General features: G+C 71.2%; 17 protein-coding genes. 16 read left to right on the forward strand and 1 reads right to left on the reverse strand.

Going from position 1 to position 16,045, the window contains the following annotated elements; genetic code table 11:
• Position 1: 1 nt before the first annotated feature.
• The 3 genes from ABT254_RS09460 (at position 2) to ABT254_RS09470 (ending at position 3,171) form a co-directional block, all read left to right on the forward strand.
• Positions 2 to 985, forward strand: coding sequence for a TauD/TfdA family dioxygenase (locus ABT254_RS09460; RefSeq protein ID WP_351466046.1), 984 nt, complete (start codon positions 2 to 4; stop codon positions 983 to 985).
• 146 nt (positions 986 to 1,131) lie between these two features.
• Entirely contained in the window at positions 1,132 to 2,163 is a 1,032-nt protein-coding gene (locus ABT254_RS09465) for a LuxR C-terminal-related transcriptional regulator (protein ID WP_351466048.1), read from the forward strand.
• Between the two features lie 111 nt (positions 2,164 to 2,274).
• A complete protein-coding gene (locus ABT254_RS09470) occupies positions 2,275 to 3,171 on the forward strand; it encodes a LysR family transcriptional regulator (RefSeq protein ID WP_351466051.1) in 897 nt (298 codons plus the stop codon).
• 82 nt (positions 3,172 to 3,253) lie between these two features.
• Here ABT254_RS09470 and ABT254_RS09475 read toward each other — a convergent pair whose 3' ends face one another.
• Positions 3,254 to 4,129 carry an LLM class F420-dependent oxidoreductase gene (locus ABT254_RS09475; RefSeq protein WP_351466054.1) on the reverse strand — a complete coding sequence of 292 codons (876 nt, stop codon included), beginning with the start codon at positions 4,127 to 4,129 and terminating at the stop codon, positions 3,254 to 3,256.
• Between the two features lie 353 nt (positions 4,130 to 4,482).
• Here ABT254_RS09475 and ABT254_RS09480 point away from each other — a divergent pair, with 353 nt between their 5' ends.
• From ABT254_RS09480 to ABT254_RS09540, 13 genes are all read left to right on the forward strand, one after another.
• Positions 4,483 to 4,935, forward strand: a complete 453-nt coding sequence (locus tag ABT254_RS09480; RefSeq protein WP_351466057.1) for a nuclear transport factor 2 family protein — start codon at positions 4,483 to 4,485, stop codon at positions 4,933 to 4,935.
• Positions 4,936 to 4,962: 27 nt separating this feature from the next.
• Positions 4,963 to 5,400: a nuclear transport factor 2 family protein gene (locus ABT254_RS09485; RefSeq protein WP_351466060.1), complete on the forward strand. Its 438-nt coding sequence runs from the start codon at positions 4,963 to 4,965 to the stop codon at positions 5,398 to 5,400.
• Entirely contained in the window at positions 5,397 to 6,431 is a 1,035-nt protein-coding gene (locus ABT254_RS09490; protein ID WP_351466062.1) for an ankyrin repeat domain-containing protein, read from the forward strand. The genes ABT254_RS09485 and ABT254_RS09490 overlap by 4 nt, the downstream gene beginning before the upstream one ends.
• 24 nt (positions 6,432 to 6,455) lie before the next feature.
• Positions 6,456 to 6,764 (forward strand): muconolactone Delta-isomerase, encoded by a 309-nt coding sequence (locus tag ABT254_RS09495; protein WP_030947702.1) that lies wholly within the window; start codon positions 6,456 to 6,458, stop codon positions 6,762 to 6,764.
• Between the two features lie 46 nt (positions 6,765 to 6,810).
• Positions 6,811 to 7,518 carry an EthD domain-containing protein gene (locus ABT254_RS09500; protein WP_351466065.1) on the forward strand — a complete coding sequence of 236 codons (708 nt, stop codon included), beginning with the start codon at positions 6,811 to 6,813 and terminating at the stop codon, positions 7,516 to 7,518.
• Positions 7,505 to 8,743: an MFS transporter gene (locus ABT254_RS09505; RefSeq protein ID WP_351466068.1), complete on the forward strand. Its 1,239-nt coding sequence runs from the start codon at positions 7,505 to 7,507 to the stop codon at positions 8,741 to 8,743. Before ABT254_RS09500 ends, ABT254_RS09505 begins: the two co-directional genes overlap by 14 nt.
• Before the next feature lie 19 nt (positions 8,744 to 8,762).
• Positions 8,763 to 9,161, forward strand: coding sequence for a cupin domain-containing protein (locus ABT254_RS09510; protein WP_123964059.1), 399 nt, complete (start codon positions 8,763 to 8,765; stop codon positions 9,159 to 9,161).
• Between the two features lie 11 nt (positions 9,162 to 9,172).
• Positions 9,173 to 9,805, forward strand: a complete 633-nt coding sequence (locus ABT254_RS09515; RefSeq protein WP_351466071.1) for an NADPH-dependent F420 reductase — start codon at positions 9,173 to 9,175, stop codon at positions 9,803 to 9,805.
• The gene (locus tag ABT254_RS09520) at positions 9,802 to 10,104 is read left to right on the forward strand and encodes a hypothetical protein (RefSeq protein WP_351466074.1); all 303 of its coding nucleotides are present in this window, start codon (positions 9,802 to 9,804) and stop codon (positions 10,102 to 10,104) included. Before ABT254_RS09515 ends, ABT254_RS09520 begins: the two co-directional genes overlap by 4 nt.
• A gap of 102 nt (positions 10,105 to 10,206) precedes the next feature.
• Complete coding sequence (locus ABT254_RS09525; protein WP_351466077.1) at positions 10,207 to 11,595, forward strand: FAD-binding oxidoreductase; 1,389 nt, start codon at positions 10,207 to 10,209, stop codon at positions 11,593 to 11,595.
• 5 nt (positions 11,596 to 11,600) lie between these two features.
• On the forward strand, positions 11,601 to 13,253 hold the full coding sequence (gene mdlC / locus ABT254_RS09530; protein WP_351466080.1) for a benzoylformate decarboxylase: 1,653 nt from the start codon (positions 11,601 to 11,603) through the stop codon (positions 13,251 to 13,253).
• Between the two features lie 234 nt (positions 13,254 to 13,487).
• Positions 13,488 to 14,333, forward strand: coding sequence for a type 1 glutamine amidotransferase domain-containing protein (locus ABT254_RS09535; protein ID WP_123964054.1), 846 nt, complete (start codon positions 13,488 to 13,490; stop codon positions 14,331 to 14,333).
• Between the two features lie 30 nt (positions 14,334 to 14,363).
• Positions 14,364 to 16,043 carry a thiamine pyrophosphate-binding protein gene (locus ABT254_RS09540; RefSeq protein ID WP_351466083.1) on the forward strand — a complete coding sequence of 560 codons (1,680 nt, stop codon included), beginning with the start codon at positions 14,364 to 14,366 and terminating at the stop codon, positions 16,041 to 16,043.
• Positions 16,044 to 16,045 lie beyond the last annotated feature (2 nt).

Here is a 16,045-nt window from a genome sequence, read left to right on the forward strand (position 1 = left end):
CTTGACCTTCGCCGACCTCGAACTGCCCGACCGGGTGCGCGACACCATCGCTGCGGAGCTGTGTCCGCTGCCCGACCCGACCGCGGACGTCGACCGGGCCCTGACCCGCTACCACCGCATCTTCGCCGCCCTGCCCACCGAACTCCTCCAGCAGATCATGGACTTCGGCCGGCACAACGACTCCCCGGGCGTGATGCTCGTACGCAATCTGCCGCTGGACACGGACCTGCCGCCGACCCCGGTCGACGGCGAACCGTCCGCCGCCAAGAACAGCTTCGTCGCCGAAGGCGTGCTGCTCGGCCTGACCGGACTGCTGGGCGAGCCGATCGGCGTGCTCACCGAGAAGGCCGGCCGGCTCGTCCACGACGTCGTCCCGGTCCAGGAGGGCGCCCGCGCGCAGACCAACCAGGGCTCCGCGGTCTTCCTCAACTTCCACAGCGACATCACCTACGACACCACCGGCCGCTACGACGTCGCCAACCCGGACTTCCTCGTCCTCAACTGCCTGCGCGGCGCCGCCGGCAACGACGCCTACACCTACTACGCCGACGCCCGCGACCTGTGCCGGCACCTGCCGGACCCCCTGGTCGAGACACTGCGCAGCCCGCTGTACCGGCTCAACGCCCCCGGCAGCTACACCCGCAGCGTGGGGGAGGAGGTGCTGTCCGAGCCGGTGCCCATCCTCAGCGGCGCCGCCCGCTTCCCGGAGATCACCATCTCCGCCAACGGCACCCGACCGCTCACCAGCGGCGCCAGGACCGCCCTCGACGCGCTGCGGGACGCCTGCCGGTCCGTCGCCCACACCGTACGGCTGGAACCGGGCCAGGCCCTGCTGATCAACAACCGCAAGGGCGTCCACGCACGCTCCACCTTCCGGGCCCACCACGACGGCCGCGACCGCTGGCTCCAACGCACCTACATCCGCCGCAACCTGTGGAACGTGCGTTACCGGGCCACGCCCGAGGACCGGCGCGTTCATTACTGAATGCGGTGCCATACCTAACGCTCTCAAGCCGGCGGTCGCCGCACGGGAGTTCGGGCGGGGATCGGAGTCCTAGGGTGGAACGGCAAGGAGCAGTGCGCGGCGACGCGCCGGCCTCGTGGGGTTCGGGCGGGTTTGGGGGTGAGGAATTGACGGACGGGATTCCTCTTCTCGGCGACCTCGCGGTGAAGGCCTACGAAACGGCCCTGGAGACGGGCCGCTTCGACGACGAGGAGATCGCCACCGCCCTCGGCGCGGACGTCACCGCGGCCGAGGAGGTACGCAAGTCCCTCCAGGACCTGCACCTGCTCAGCCCGAGCGCACCCGGCCGCCCCGTGGTCCCCCTCGACCCCGAGGTCGCCGAGGCCGAGCTGGTCACCCCACTGGAGGTGGAGATCGGCCGCCGCCGCCGCGAGATCGGCCGTATCCACGAGGAGTTGCGCTCCCTCGCCGCCGACTACCGCGCCCGGCCGGGCGGCTTGCCGGCCGACGTACCCATCACCGTCCTCGACGACGTGGAGGAGGTGCGCCGCGAGATCGACCGGGCCCGCTACGGCTGCACCCAGGAGCGCATGAGCCTGCAGTCCGGCGGCGGCCGCCCGCCCGAACTCCTCGAGGCCGACCGGGAACACACCCTGGAACTGCTGCGCAGAGGCGTCCGCGTGCGCACCCTCTACCAGCACACCGCCCGCACCAGCCTCGCCACCCGCACCTACGTCCAGGAGATCAGCCGACGCGGCGCCGAGGTGCGCACCGTCGACGAACTCTCCGAGCGGCTCATCATCTACGACCGCAGGATCGCCTTCATCCCCAAGGAGCGCACCGGCCGGCAGCCGCCCGGCGCCGCCGTCATCACCGAACCGACGGTCGTGGGCTATCTGGCCCGCACCTTCGAGTCGGTGTGGCAGATCGGCCGCCCCTTCGAGGTGGACCAGCAGACCGCCGAATACCCGCAAGTCGCGGAAGAAGTACGGCACTCCATCATTCGCCTCATGGCACTCGGACTGAAGGACGAGGTCATTGCGCGCAGGCTCGGCATGGCGACCCGGACCTGCCGGCGCCACATCTCCGCCGTCATGGAGGAAATGGGCGCGGTCAGCCGATTCCAGGCAGGCCTGATAATCGGCCGCGAGAACCGGGAGAACGGCGAGGACCGGGAAAACGGGGACGTTGGCCGCTAGCTGACGTCGCCTGTCCCCAAGGGGACACCGCCGGGACATGGCGTCCGCGCCCGCCCGGTGATTCGCTGGAACAGGAAATCCATCCGTTGTCGGCCCATGCAGGAGAACACCATGGATATCAGGCAGCTGGCGGCGTTCCACAAGGTGGCCACGCTGCTCAGTTTCTCGAAGGCGGCGACGGAACTGAAGTACGCGCAGTCCAGTGTCACCAGCCAGATAAAGGGACTCGAGATGTCCCTTGGCGTCGACCTCTTCGACCGCCTCGGCGGCCGCATCCAGCTCACGGAGGCGGGCCAGCGGCTGCTGCCCTACGCCGAGCAGATGCTGGCCCTGGCCGGCGAGGCCCGCGGCGCCACGGTCGGCTCCGGGGACCCCTCCGGCGTGCTGACCATCGGCTCGATGGAGAGCATCACGTCCTACCGGATGCCGCCCCTGCTGGAGTTCTTCCACCACCGCTACCCGGCCCTGCACATCGTGCTGCGCCCGAGCCTGTGCGCGGAGACCTGCCATGCGCTGCGGCAGGGAATGTTCGACATGGGCTTCCTCATGGAGGCCGAGACACAGCACCCGGGCGTCCAGACCGAAGTCCTCGGCTCCGAACCGCTGACGGTGGTGGCCGCCCCCGACCATCCGCTCACCCAGCTCCCGAAGGTGACCACGGAGGAACTCCGCCGCACCCAGGTCATCTCCGCGGAGGCGGGCTGCGCCTACCGGGAACTGTTCGAGGCCGAACTGAACGACGGAACGGGGGAGGCGCTGCCGTTCCTGGAGTTCGGCACGATTGAATCCATCAAGCGGGGGGTCGCGGCGGGCCTCGGCATCAGCCTGCTGCCGACGGCCTGCGTACAGGACACATTGGACGCCGGCATTCTCGTGAAACTGGACTGGGACATCCCGTTCGAGGTGTTCACGCAATTGGCCTGGCGGCGCGGGAAGAACCTCACGCGTGAGATGCGGGTCTTCACGGACCAGTCAATCCGGTTCCTGGCGGAGGAATACGGTCGCTGAAGCGCCTCTTTTAGGGGCGCGGGGCTGTATCGATTTGCGGCTCCGCCGCGTGGGCGCGACAAGCCCCCACCGACCCGCAGTCTCACGCACGAGCGACTGGCCCCAATTCTCGCAATGCATTCCCCAGCATCCGGATGTGGTCATCAACGGACGCCAGCCCCAATCCCATCGTGCTCAAGCAAAGATGGGTGGCCCCCAAGTCACGCCAACCGGCAACGAAGGCCGCCCACTTGGCCTGCGGCACCTCCGCAAGCTTGAGGCGCGCCTCGAACCCGATCCCCCCGGGATCACGCCCGGCCGCGGCGGCATAAGACCGCACACGCTCCACCATGGCACGAGCCGTCTCGTCCGGCGCCCGCTGCGGCAGCCAGCCGTCCCCCAGCTCGCCCGCCCGGCGCAGAACCGGCTCCGCGTTGCCGCCGAACCACACCGGAATATGCCCCCGCACCGGCCGCGGCAGGATCCCCGCGTCCTCGACGCGATGCCAGCGCCCCTCATAGGTGACCGTGGGCTGCGCCCACAACGCACGCAGCACCTCGACCTGTTCGGCGCTGCGGGCGCCGCGGTCGGTGAACGTCGCGCCGAGGGTGTCGTACTCCACCCGGTTCCAGCCGATGCCCACGCCCAGCCGCAGCCGGCCCCCGCTGAGCACGTCGACCTCGGCGGCCTGCTTGGCCACCAGGGCGGTCTGCCGCTGCGGCAGCACCAGGACCCCGGTGACGAGCTCCAGGGTACGGGTGATCCCGGCGAGATAGCCGAACAGCACGAAGACCTCGTGGAAGGGGTCTTCGCTGGTGTAGCCGTACCAGCCGGGGCGGCCGGCGGTGCCCGCGCCGAGCACGTGGTCGAAGGCGACCGCGTGCCGGAAGCCCAGTTCCTCCACGGCCTCGGCCCAGGCGCGCACCGCGCCCGGGTCCGCGCCGATCTCCGTCTGCGGGAAAACCGCTCCGATACGCATGCTCAGCCGACCAGACCCCAGCCGTCGTCCTCTGGGGACGTGCTCCGCAGTGCGCTGCTGTTCGCCATCAGTGCCTCCTCGTGGGCTGATCCGGTCGTCCCACCGTCCCCAGCCGAATCCTCGCCCGGGCGGCGCCGAGCCGCCGGTTCCGGCACTCTGTCACACGCCGGATGACACTGCGTCAAGTGAGCGGTCAGTTCGAATGAACTGACGTAGTACCCAGGTGGAGCTCGCAGAGTGTGCCGGGCGGACCCGGCGCCGGGACCTCGCGTCCGGCCGCGTCACTAGCTTCGGCGGGGACCGATCGTCCAGCACGCCCGCCCCGACCCGGGCGCGCCCCCACGGAGTTGCCGATGACTTCCGCCGAAGACCGGATCGACGTGATCGAGACCTGCACCAGGATGCTGTGGCACGTCGACCTGCGCCAGTGGGAGGCCCTGCCGGCCCTGCTCGCGGAGAAGGTGACCCTGGACTACACGAGCCTGTTCGGCGGGGAACCCGTGGTCAGCGCCCGCGACCGGGTCATCGCCGACTGGCGGGCCGGGCTCGGCCACCTCAAGGCCACCCAGCACATGATCGGCAACCAGATCGCCGAGGTGTACGGGGACGAGGCGGTCCTCACCGCCCATTTCCAGGCCACCCACCTGCTGCCCAATGCCCATGGCGGCCCGACCTGGACGCTCGGCGGCCGCTACCGCTTCAGCCTGACCCGCGACGGGTCCGGCTGGCGCATCGCCGGCGTGGTGATGACCGCGGTGTGGGCGGACGGCAACCAGCAGATCATGACCCCTCCGGACAGCCAGTAGGCCGCGAGACGGCCACAAGGAGACGACATGAGCGACCTCACCGAGCAGACCCGGGACGTTGCCAAGCGGTGGTTCGCCGCCCTGACGAGCGGCGACTTCGGCACCGCGCTCGGGCTCCTCGCCGACGACGTCGAATGGATCAACTACCGCCCCGTGCCCGGCTACAACGACGACATGAAGTGGATCGGCACCCTGCACAGCAGCGCCGAAGTGGCCGACAGCGTCGGGGTGTTCGCCGGCCAGTGCGACGTGATCTCCGAGGAGCTGCTCGACCTCGTAGTCGAGGGCGAGAAGGCCGCCGGGATCATCCACGAGATCTCCCGGGTCAAGGAGACCGGCATCGACTTCGAGATCATCTTCACGCACTGGCTGACCGTACGCGACGGCCGGATCGTCCGCTGGGAGTCCCACACCGACCCCTCGCAGATCATCCGGGCGATCCGGGGCCAGGCGGTGGCCTCATGAGCGCCGCTCTCATCGCGGCCGTACGCGGCCGCGCCACCGAGGAGGTCCAGCGGCTGCTCGACGCGGGCGCCGACCCGAGCACGCGCGAGCACTCCTCCGGGCTCACCGTCTTGATGATCGCCGCCGGCCAGGCCGACCCGGCGACCACCGAGACGCTGATCGCGTCCGGCGCCGACGTCCACACCGCCGACACCAGGGCCGGCGCGACCGCGCTGCACAAGGCCTGCCAGGGCGGCAGCCTGGACGTCACCCGGCAGCTCGTCGAGGCCGGCGCCTTCGTGGACGCCGTGGCCCCCACCACCGGGCACACCCCGCTGATGGACGCCCTCTGGTACAAGTACCCGGACCTCGTGGAGTACCTCCTCGACCAGGGCGCGGGCCTCAAGCTCCACACCCACTACGGCTTCTCGCTCGAGGAGCACTTCGCCTACGAGCTGAACGTCAACACCTTCGGCAAGGACAAGCTGCTCCGTGCCGAACAGCTCCTGAAGGAGCGCCGGGAGGCCGACGCGAGCGCCGTCGAGGGCCAGCCCCTGATGGCCGCCACCGCCGCCGGAGACACCGAGACGGTACGCCGGCTCCTCGCCGACGGCGCCGAAGTGGACGCCCGCGCCCCCTTCCTCAACGGGTTCAACGACGCCCACACCCCGCTGCTCGTCGCCTCCCGCGACGGCCACGGCGAGATCGTCCGGCTGCTGCTGGGCGCGGGCGCCGACATCAACGCCGTCGAGCCCTGCTTCGGCGCCGTACCCCTGCACAAGGCCGTCTACAACGGCCACGTCGACATCACCGCCGACCTGGTCGCCCACCCCGGCATCGACCTCGACTTCCAGGGCGCCACCAACGGCTACACCCCGCTGCACGACGCCCTGTGGCACGGCTACGCCGACTGCGTGACCGTCCTGCTCGACGCCGGCGCCCGCACCGACCTGGTCGGCCACGACGGCAAGACCCCGCTCGACCTGGCCGTCGAGGTCTTCGGCGACGACGACCCGATCACCCGGCGGATCGCGTCACTCGCGGCGGCGTGACCCCAACTCCCCTAAGGAACCCCCATGTTGTTCTACGTCCAGATGCGCTGGAACCACGAGGGACGGATCTCCCTGGACGAACTCTGGGAGATCGAGCGCGAAGAGGCCGAACACGCCCAGGAGACCCTCGACTCCGGATTCGCCGTCGGCCTGTGGAAGGTCGCCGCGCAGAAGCGGGTGATCGGCATCATCGAGTCCCCGAGCGCCGAGGAACTGGACCGCACCGCCCTCGGCCGGCTGCCGATGCGCGAGTACCTCGAGTTCGAGGAGGTCTGGCCGTTGCGCGACTACCTGGGCTTCGCCGAGGACGTGAAGAAGGCCTACAAGGTCTGACCGACCGACTCCCCTTCCGGCCGACCGACTCCCCTGGAGATGCGTCATGATCCACCAGCTGATCTTCGCCCACCCCAAACCCGGAATGTCCGAGCAGGAGTTCCAGGACTACTGGGTCGACGTCCACGCGGTGCAGTACGCGAGCAAGATCCCGCAGATCAAGAAGTATCTGATCGACACCCGGATTCCCTTCGGTCCGGAACCCGACGACCCGCTGTGGAGCGGGATCGCGGAGATCTGGCTGGAGAACGAGGAGGACCAGCTCGCCTCCCTGCAGACACCGGAGTTCCTGGAAGGCGCCCGGCTGGACGAGCCCAAGTGGGCCGCCTTCTGGCGCACCGTCGTCCTCGACACCGACGCACACGTCCTGCGGGCCGGGGACCACCCGGCGCCCGAGGACGGCGTGAAGATCGTCGCCCTGGTCAAGCGCACCGAGGGCACCACCGTGGAGCAGTTCCGGGAGCGCAGCCTCGGTGAGCACGCCGAGCTGATGCTCCAGGTGCCGGGCCTGCGCCGCTACCTCCAGTGCTTCACCCGGGACGGCGCCTACGCCATCGGCGAGGCCCTCCTCGACGCCGCCTACCTGCTCTCCTTCGACAGCCTCGAAGACCTGGAGAAGGCCGCGGCCTCCGATGAGTACGCGAGGGCCAAGGACGACCTCGTCACCTTCGTACAGCCCCGCTATCTGCACCACATGGCGGTCAAGGAGCACTGGATCATCGGTTCGGAAGGCGAAGCACGTGACCACCGCTGAACACACGCACGACACCGAGGCGCGTCGCACCCAACTCGCCCTGGGCACACTGGCATTGGGCGCGTTCGTCATCGGCACGGCGGAACTCGTCATCGTCGGCATCCTCAACCTCATCGCCAAGGACACCGGCGTTTCGGTCGGCACGGCCGGCCTGCTGGTCACCGCCTACGCCCTCGGCATCTGCATCGGCGGCCCCCTGCTCACGGCCGTGACCATCCGGCTCGGCCGCCATCTGCTGCTGTGGTCGGCGCTGTCGGTGTTCCTCGTCGGGAACCTCCTGGCAGCCGTCACCACCAGCTTCGGCGCCCTGATCGTGGCGCGTGTCATCACCGGCGCCATCCACGGCCTGTTCATCGGCGTCGCCTCCGCGCTCGCCGCACACCTCGTCCCGGCCGGGCAGCAGGGCCGGGCCGTGGCCATGGTGTTCGGCGGGATCGCCGTCTCCACCGTGATCGGCGTGCCGCTCGGCACCCTCGTCGGCAACGCGATCGGCTGGCAGGCCACCTTCGTCGGCATCGTCGCCCTGGGCGCGCTGGCCCTGGTCGCCACGTTCGCCTTCGTCCCGCGGGTCGGCATCACCGGGCCGACGGGGCTCGGCTCCCAGGTCCGGCACGCCTTCGCACCCAGGGTGCTGGCCCAGCTGGGCGTCGGACTGCTGCTGCTCGGCGGCCAGTTCGCCGCCTTCACCTACCTCGCCTCCTACCTGGAGGACGTCACCGGCATCTCCGGCGGCGCGGTCAGCGCCTTCCTGCTGGTCTACGGAATCGCCAGCGCCGTCGGCGTGTTCGGCGGCGGCCGGTTCGCCGACCGCGGGGCGGCCACCACGCTGGTGGTGGCCAACGTCGCGCTCGCCCTCATCCTCACCGCCCTGCACTACGTCGGCGACAACCCGGCGCTGACCGCCGTAGCGCTCGCCGTGTGGGGGCTGGTCGGCTTCGGCCTGGTGCCCTCCTTCCAGCTCCGGGTGATCACGCTGGCCGGCCCCGGCGGCGATCTCGCCGCCACCCTCGGCGCCTCCGCCGTCAACGCGGGCATCGCCGGGGGAGCGGCCGCCGGCGGCTGGGCCGTGGAGGCCCACGGCGTCGACTCGGTGTTCGTACTCGCCCTGATCGTCATGGTCGTGGCGCTGCCCGCGACCTGGGCCGCGACGCGGCTGCGCCCGGCTGCCGACGAGCCCGTCCAGGCGGTGTCCCCGGTCGCAGACCCGGTCGCCGATCCCACCTGAGGACCCCAAGGACCGACCCATGCAGATCATCGCGAAGAACAGCCTGCCCACCGTGCAGATCAACGGCGAGGTGGCCGCCCACATCCTCAACGCGAGCGACCACCCCGGTCTCAGCGTCTCGGCGTTCATCGTCGACGTCGCGACCGACGCGGGCCCCCCGCGCCACACCCACCCCTACGAGGAGATCTTCGTGATCGTCGAGGGCACGGTACGGCTGGAGGCCGGCGGCGAGAGCGTCGACGCGACCCCGGACGACATCTGCGTCGTACCGGCCGGAATGCCGCACAAGTTCGCCAACCTCGGCCCAGGCCGGGCCCGCATGGTCAACATCCATGCAGCCAAGGACGTCGTCACCGAGTTCGTCCCCGACGAGGCCGACACCAACGAGTCGTACGCGTACAACCGCCCGGGCGCTTGAGAGGACCGCACATGAGGATCGGCATCCTGGGCAGCGGCGAGATCGGCGGTACCCTCGCCCGGCTGCTCACCGCCGCCGGACACGAGGTCGCCGTCGCCAACCGGCGCGGCCCCGACTCCCTCGCCGGGCTGGTCGCGGAACTCGGCGGACGGGCCCGGGCGGCCGGCGTCGAGGAGGCGATCGCCTTCGGCGACCCGCTCGTCGTGGTGGCCATTCCGTTCGGCGCCTACGAGAGCCTGCCGGCCGACGCGCTCGCCGGGAAGGTCGTCGTCGACACCACCAACTACACACCCGGCAGGGACGGCGCTTTCCCCGACCTCGAGTCGGACCGCACTACGTCCTCCGAGCTGATCGCCGCCCACCTTCCGGGCGCCCGCGTGGTCAAGGCGGTCAACACCCTCAACTACAAGTACCTGCTCGACCTCGCCCGGCCGGGCGCACCGCGCGAGGAACGGACCGCGCTGTTCGTCGCGGGTGACGACCCCGAGGCCAACCGGCTCGTCACCGAACTCCTCGACGAGCTCGGATTCGCGCCCCTGCCGACGGGCTCCCTCGCCCAGGGAGGACGCCGGCAGCAGCCCGGCACGCCCGTCTTCAACCGCCCCCTCGACGCACGTCTCGCCCAAGAGAGGTGGAGCACATGACCACTGTGGAGACCATCCGGTTCAAGCTGCGCGAAGCCGGCGCCGCCGCCGACGCCGAGTTCCAGCAGCTCAACCGCACGATGGAGAAGGAGTACCTGGAGGCCCGCCCCGGGTTCCTCGCCCGCTCGACCGCCCGCAGCGCCGACGGCGAGTACCTGGTGACCGTCCACTGGGCCTCCCCCGAGGACGCCGAGGCCACCATCGCGGCCTTCTTCGCCGCCCCCGAGACCCAGGCATTCCTCGCCGCCGTCGACCTGGAGACCGTACAGCCCGGCCGCTACGAGCTGATCGAGAGCTGAGGCCCACTCCTCGGTCTTCCTCCCCGGCCGGGCCGGCTCCAGGACTGTGAGGGATCCGGAGCCGGCCCGGCCCACCTGTCGACAAGAAGAGAAGGGGGAGCCATGGCACCCTCAACGACCACTCCCGCGTCGGCGGCCGCCGTACGCGCGCTGCGCACCACCCTGCGGGGGGCCGTGCTCGCGCCGGGCGACCCGTCCTACGAAGCGGCGCGGCGCGTGTGGAACGGCGCGGTCGACGCACGGCCCGCCGTCATCGTCCGGCCCGCCGACGAGACCGACGTGACCTGGGCGGTCCGTATCGCCCGCACCCACCGGCTGCCGCTGACCGTCCGCGGCGGCGGCCACGACTGGGCGGGCCGGGCGAGTGCGGACGACGGCCTGATGATCGACCTGTCCGCGATGCGCCGGGTCACCGTCGACCGGGCCTCCCGCACCGCCGTGGCACAGGGCGGCGCCCGGGCCGGCGACCTCGTCGAGGCCACACGGGCCCTCGGCCTCGCCCCCGTCACCGGCACCGTCAAGGCGGTCGGCTTCGCGGGCCTCACCCTCGGCGGCGGCTACGGCCTGCTCGCCGGCCGGTGCGGACTCGCCCTGGACAACCTGGTCTCCGCCCGGGTCGTGCTCGCCGACGGCCGCCCCGTCGTCGCCGGCGCCGAGCAGAACCCCGACCTGTTCTGGGCGCTGCGCGGCGGAGGCGGCAACTTCGGCGTCGTCACCGAACTGCGCGTGCGCCTGCACCCCATCAGCACCGTCCTCGCCGGCATGATCCTCCACCCCCTCGCCCAGGCCGCCTCCGTCCTGCGCGGCTACCGCGAGATCATCGCCTCGGCGGCCGACGAACTGACCGTCATGACCGGCTTCTTCGGCGGACCCGACGGACAGCCCCTGATCTACGTCCTGCCGGTGTGGTGCGGCGACATCGCCCGCGGCCGCCCGGTCATCGACCGCTTCACCGCCCTCGGCACCCCCCTGGCCGGACAGGTCTGCCCCCAGGAGTACGCGGGCGTCCTCGGCATGTTCGACCAGGTCGTGGTCGACGGCCGGCACAACGAGGTCGGCACCCGGTGGCTGCCCGAACTCACCGACCCCACCATCGAGTTGATCGTCGAGGCGGCGGCCGGCGCGACCTCGCCGTACTCCGGCATGTACATCCACCACTTCCACGGCGCCGCCGCCCGCGTACCGGCCGCGGACACCGCCTTCGCGCTGCGCCGGGACCATCTGCTCGTCGAGGTCGCCGCGGCCTGGGAGGGCGCCGAACGGGCCGCGCCGCACCGGCGCTGGGCGCGCGAGGTGTCCACCGCGTTCGCCGAGCACGCCCTGCCCGGCGGCTACCCCAATCTGCTCGGCCCCCAGGAGAGCCGGCGCGCCGCGGCCGCGTTCGGCCCGGGCGCCGCCCGGCTGCTGAAGACCAAGGAACGCTACGACCCGGACCACGTCTTCAGCGCGGTGGCGGCGCTCGACCCCCCCGATACCGACTCAGGAGCCTGATCACCATGACCGAAGCGGCGAGCACCGCCCGCACCGTGCGGGACGCGACCCTGGACGTCCTGCGCGCCTTAGGACTGACGACCGTCTTCAGCAACCCCAGCCACACCGAGATGAAGCTGTTCGAGTACTGGCCCGAGGACGAGTTCCGCTTCGTCATGGGCCTGCAGGAGGCCGCCGTCGTCGGCATGGCCGACGGCTACGCCCAGGGCACCGGCGAGCCCGCCCTCGTCCTCATCAACGGCGGACCAGGCCTCGGCAACGCCATGGGCAGCGTCTACACGGCGGCCGCGGCGAACACGCCGATGGTCATCCTCGGCGGGCAGCAGGCCCGCAAGATGCTCCTCGGTGACCCCTTCCTGGTCGCCAAGGACGCCACCCAGCTGCCGAAGCCGTACATCAAGTGGGCCGGTGAGCCCGGGCGCCCGCAGGACGTGCCCGCGCTGATCGCCCAGGCCTACCAGATCGCCAAACAGGCCCCGCAGGGCCCGGTGTTCGTGGCCGTCCCCGAGGACGACTGGGTCCGCCCGGCCGATCCGGAGCCGGTGCGGATCGCCGAGGTGGAGAGCGCCGTCGTCCCCGATCCCGCCGTCCTCGCCCGCATAGCCGACGCGCTCAACGGTGCCGAGCGGCCGGGTCTGGTGGCCGGCGGTCCGGTGGACGCGCAGGGCGCGCGCGGCGACCTGATCGCCCTGGCCGAGAAGCTGAACGCGCGCGTGTGGGGCGCGCCCGTGTGGAACCGGGGCGCCTTCCCCGAGAACCACCCCCTGTTCGCCGGCGTCCTGCCGCCCATCCCGGAACTGGTCAACCAGCGGCTCGGCGAGCAGCACGACGTGGTCGTCGTCCTCGGCGGCCCCGCGTTCACGCTCTTCACGGCCTGGGACCTGTTCTCGACGGCACCCGCGGACCTGGACAGGACGCCTCGGCCTCAACTCACCGCCGATGTACGGTTCCTGCACGTCACGGACAACCCGCAGGCGGCCGCGGCCACCTTGGCGAACACCAGCTTCGTGGCCCCGCCCGGTGCGGTCGTGAAGGGCCTGGTGCCGCTGGTGGAGCAGCGCGAGCGGACCGAACTCGCCCCGGTGCGCGAGCCCGTGGCCATCCCCGAACCCTCGACGCCGCTCACCCAGGCGTACCTCTTCCACGTCCTCTCCCAGGAACTCCCCGACGACGCCCAGCTGTTCGAGGAACTGCCCATCGCCCGCGCCGACTTCCACGAGCAGATCCCGCTCGGCGCGGACAACGGCTACTTCGCCACCGCCAGCGGTGCCCTCGGCTTCCCCTTCGCCGGAGCCGTCGGCTACGCCCTCGCGCACCCCGAGAAGCGCGCCGTGGTCGTGGTCGGCGAGGGCTCGGCCCAGTACACGCTGCACGCCCTGTGGACCGCGGCCCAGCACCGGCTGCCGGTCACCTTCGTCATCCCCGACAACTCCGGCTATCTGTCCCTCAAGTACTACCTCCAGGACCAGAAGTCCTGGCAGAAGGGCTGGGACCTCAGCGGCGTCGACATGGCCCAGCTGGCGCGCGGCTTCGGCGTGCGCGGCGAACGCATCGAGACCCCGGAGCACCTGCGCGAGTCCCTCCGCAGCGCCCTGACGGCCGACGGACCGGTCCTCCTGGACGTCGTGGTCGCCGACCCGGGGCTGTTCCGCCTCTGACACCCGGCAGACCGACTCCGACGCCCTCCGCCCGGCGCGGGGGGCGTCGTTCGTTGCGCAGTGGACAACAGCCCCGGCCACGGCCCGATTTGCCGTAGTGCGGTCTGCCACTTCGGGATGTGCGCCACCCGGAGCCCTCCCTTCTGGTAGCGGCCAAAGCCCGAAAACTAGACATGAGTTCGGCAGTTCACGTGTCCGAAGCGAACGCCGACCGAGCCGACCGAGAGGAACCTCATGAGCAGGCGCATCCTCGTCGTCCTGTCCGAGTACGGCTATTGGGGCGAGGAACTGATCGGCCCCCTGGAAACCTTCGACAAGGCGGGATACCACCTCACCTTCGCCACCCCGACCGGCAAGCGGCCCGTGGCGCTGCCCCCGAGCATGGACCCCGACTACGTCGACCCGCCGCTCGGCCGCTCCGTCACGACCCCGGAGATGGCGGCGAAGGTCAAGGCCGTCGAGGCCTCCGACCGCCTCGACAACCCCCTCGACCTGTCCTCCTGGCTGCCCGACCGGCCCTACCGTTCGAAGCCGTACTTCCTGCGCGACTGGGAGGCGTACAACAGCCGCGTGGAGAAGGTCCGCGAGCAGATCGCCGACCGCTACGACGCCCTCCTCATCGTGGGCGGCAGCGGCCCGATCGTCGACCTCGCCAACAACTGGCGCGTCCACGACCTGATCCTCGCCTTCCACCACCTGGACCGCCCGATCGCCGCCGAGTGCTACGGCGTGGCCTGCCTGGCCTTCGCCCGCGACCAGGAGGACCGGGAGAGCATCATCCGCGGCAAGCACGTCACCGGGCACTGCATCGAGTACGACTACCTCGACGGCACCGGATTCGTCGGCACCGACTTCAACATGGGCCCGCCGCCGTACCCGCTGGAGTACATCCTGCGCGACGCGACCGCCCCCGGCGGCGCCTACCACGGCAACTTCGGCAAGACCACCTCGGTGATCGTCGACTACCCGTTCATCACCGGGCGTTCGACGCCCGACTCCTACCTCACCGGCCAGAAGACGGTCGAGGTGCTCGACCAGGGCCTGCGCCAGTGGGGCTTCCGGGCCGCCGCCCAGTCGTAGCCACCGATCCCGACGAGAGGCGGTACCACCATGGACAGCAGGCCGGCCCGGGCGGCGTTCCTCGAACAGCTCGCCGTCGACGGGGTGCCGTACATGTTCGGCAACCCCGGCACCGTCGAGCAGGGCTTCCTGGACGAGCTGCGGCACTTCCCCGGCATCGAGTACGTGCTGACCCTGCAGGAGGCCGTGGCCGTCGGCATGGCGGACGGCTACGCCCGCGCCACCCGCCGCCCGGCCGTGGTCCAGCTGCACTCCGGGGTGGGCCTCGGCAACGGCATCGGCATGCTCTACCAGGCGAAGCGCGGCCACGCCCCGCTCGTCGTCCTGGTCGGCGAGGCCGGCCTGCGCTACGAGGCGATGGAGGCGCAGATGGCCGCCGACCTGGTGGCCATGGCCGAGCCGGTGACCAAGTGGGCCACGCGGGTCGTGGACCCCGACTCCACGCTGAGGGTGCTGCGCCGCGCGTTCAAGGTGGCCGGCACCCCGCCGTACGGGCCGGTACTCGTCGTGCTGCCCGCCGACGTGATGGACCGGCCCACCCGCGAGGAGGCGGTGCCGGTGTCCTACCCCGACACCGCCTCCGCACCAGACCCGCGGTCGCTGGCGCGCGCGGCGGAGCTGCTGGCCGGGGCGCGCAAACCGATCGTGATCGCGGGCGACGGGATCCACTTCTCCGGCGCCCAGGAAGAGCTGGGGCACCTGGCCTCGGTGTGGGGCGCGGAGGTGTGGGGCGCCGACTGGGCCGAGGTGAACCTGTCCGTCGAACACCCCGCCTACGCGGGTCAGTTGGGCCACATGTTCGGCGAGAGCAGCCGACGTGTCACGGGCGCCGCGGACGCCGTGCTGCTGTGCGGCACCTACGCGCTGCCCGAGGTCTTCCCGGCCCTGGAGGGCGTCTTCGGCGAGGGGGTGCCGGTGGTCCACATCGACCTGGACACCGACGCGATCGCCAAGAACTTCCCCGTCGACATCGGTCTCGTGGCCGATCCCAAGCGGTCCCTCGCGCTGCTCGCCGACGCGATCGAGGCCCGGATGAGCCGCGAGGACCGTACGGCGGCCCAGGACCGGCTGCGACGAGGGGCCGCCGCACGGGCCGAGGCCCGGGCGGCCGCCGCCCGCGGCGCCCGTGAGCGGGCCGACGCGGTGGAACTCCCGCACGTCGCCTTCGCCGAGGAGCTGGCGGCCCGGCTCCCCGACGACGTCGTCCTGTTCGACGAGTCCCTCACCGCCTCCCCGGACCTGTTCGGACCGCTCCCGGCGGCCGAACCCGGCCGCTGGCACCAGACCCGCGGCGGCTCCCTGGGCGTCGGCATCCCCGGCGCGCTCGGCGCCCAACTCGCCCGCCCCGACGCCACGGTGGTCGGCTTCACCGGCGACGGCGGCAGCATGTACACCTTCCAGGCGCTGTGGACGGCGGCCCGGCACGACATCGGCGCCAAGTTCGTTGTCTGCAACAACAGCAGCTACCGGCTGCTGGAACTCAACATCGACCAGTACTGGAAGGAACAGGGGATCCCGGAGCACGAGCACCCGGGGATCTTCGACCTCTCCCGGCCGGCCATCGACTTCGTCGCCCTGTCGAGGTCGTTGGGCGTGCCCGCGCTGCGGGTGGAGAAACCGGGCCAGGTCGCGGCGGCCGTCGACGAGGCGCTGTCGCACCGCGGCCCGTTCCTGATCGACCTGGTCACCGAACGGGGGAGGGGACGGTAACG

Source organism: Streptomyces sp. NPDC001137, from assembly GCF_040298885.1.
Classification (GTDB): Bacteria; Actinomycetota; Actinomycetes; order Streptomycetales; family Streptomycetaceae; genus Streptomyces.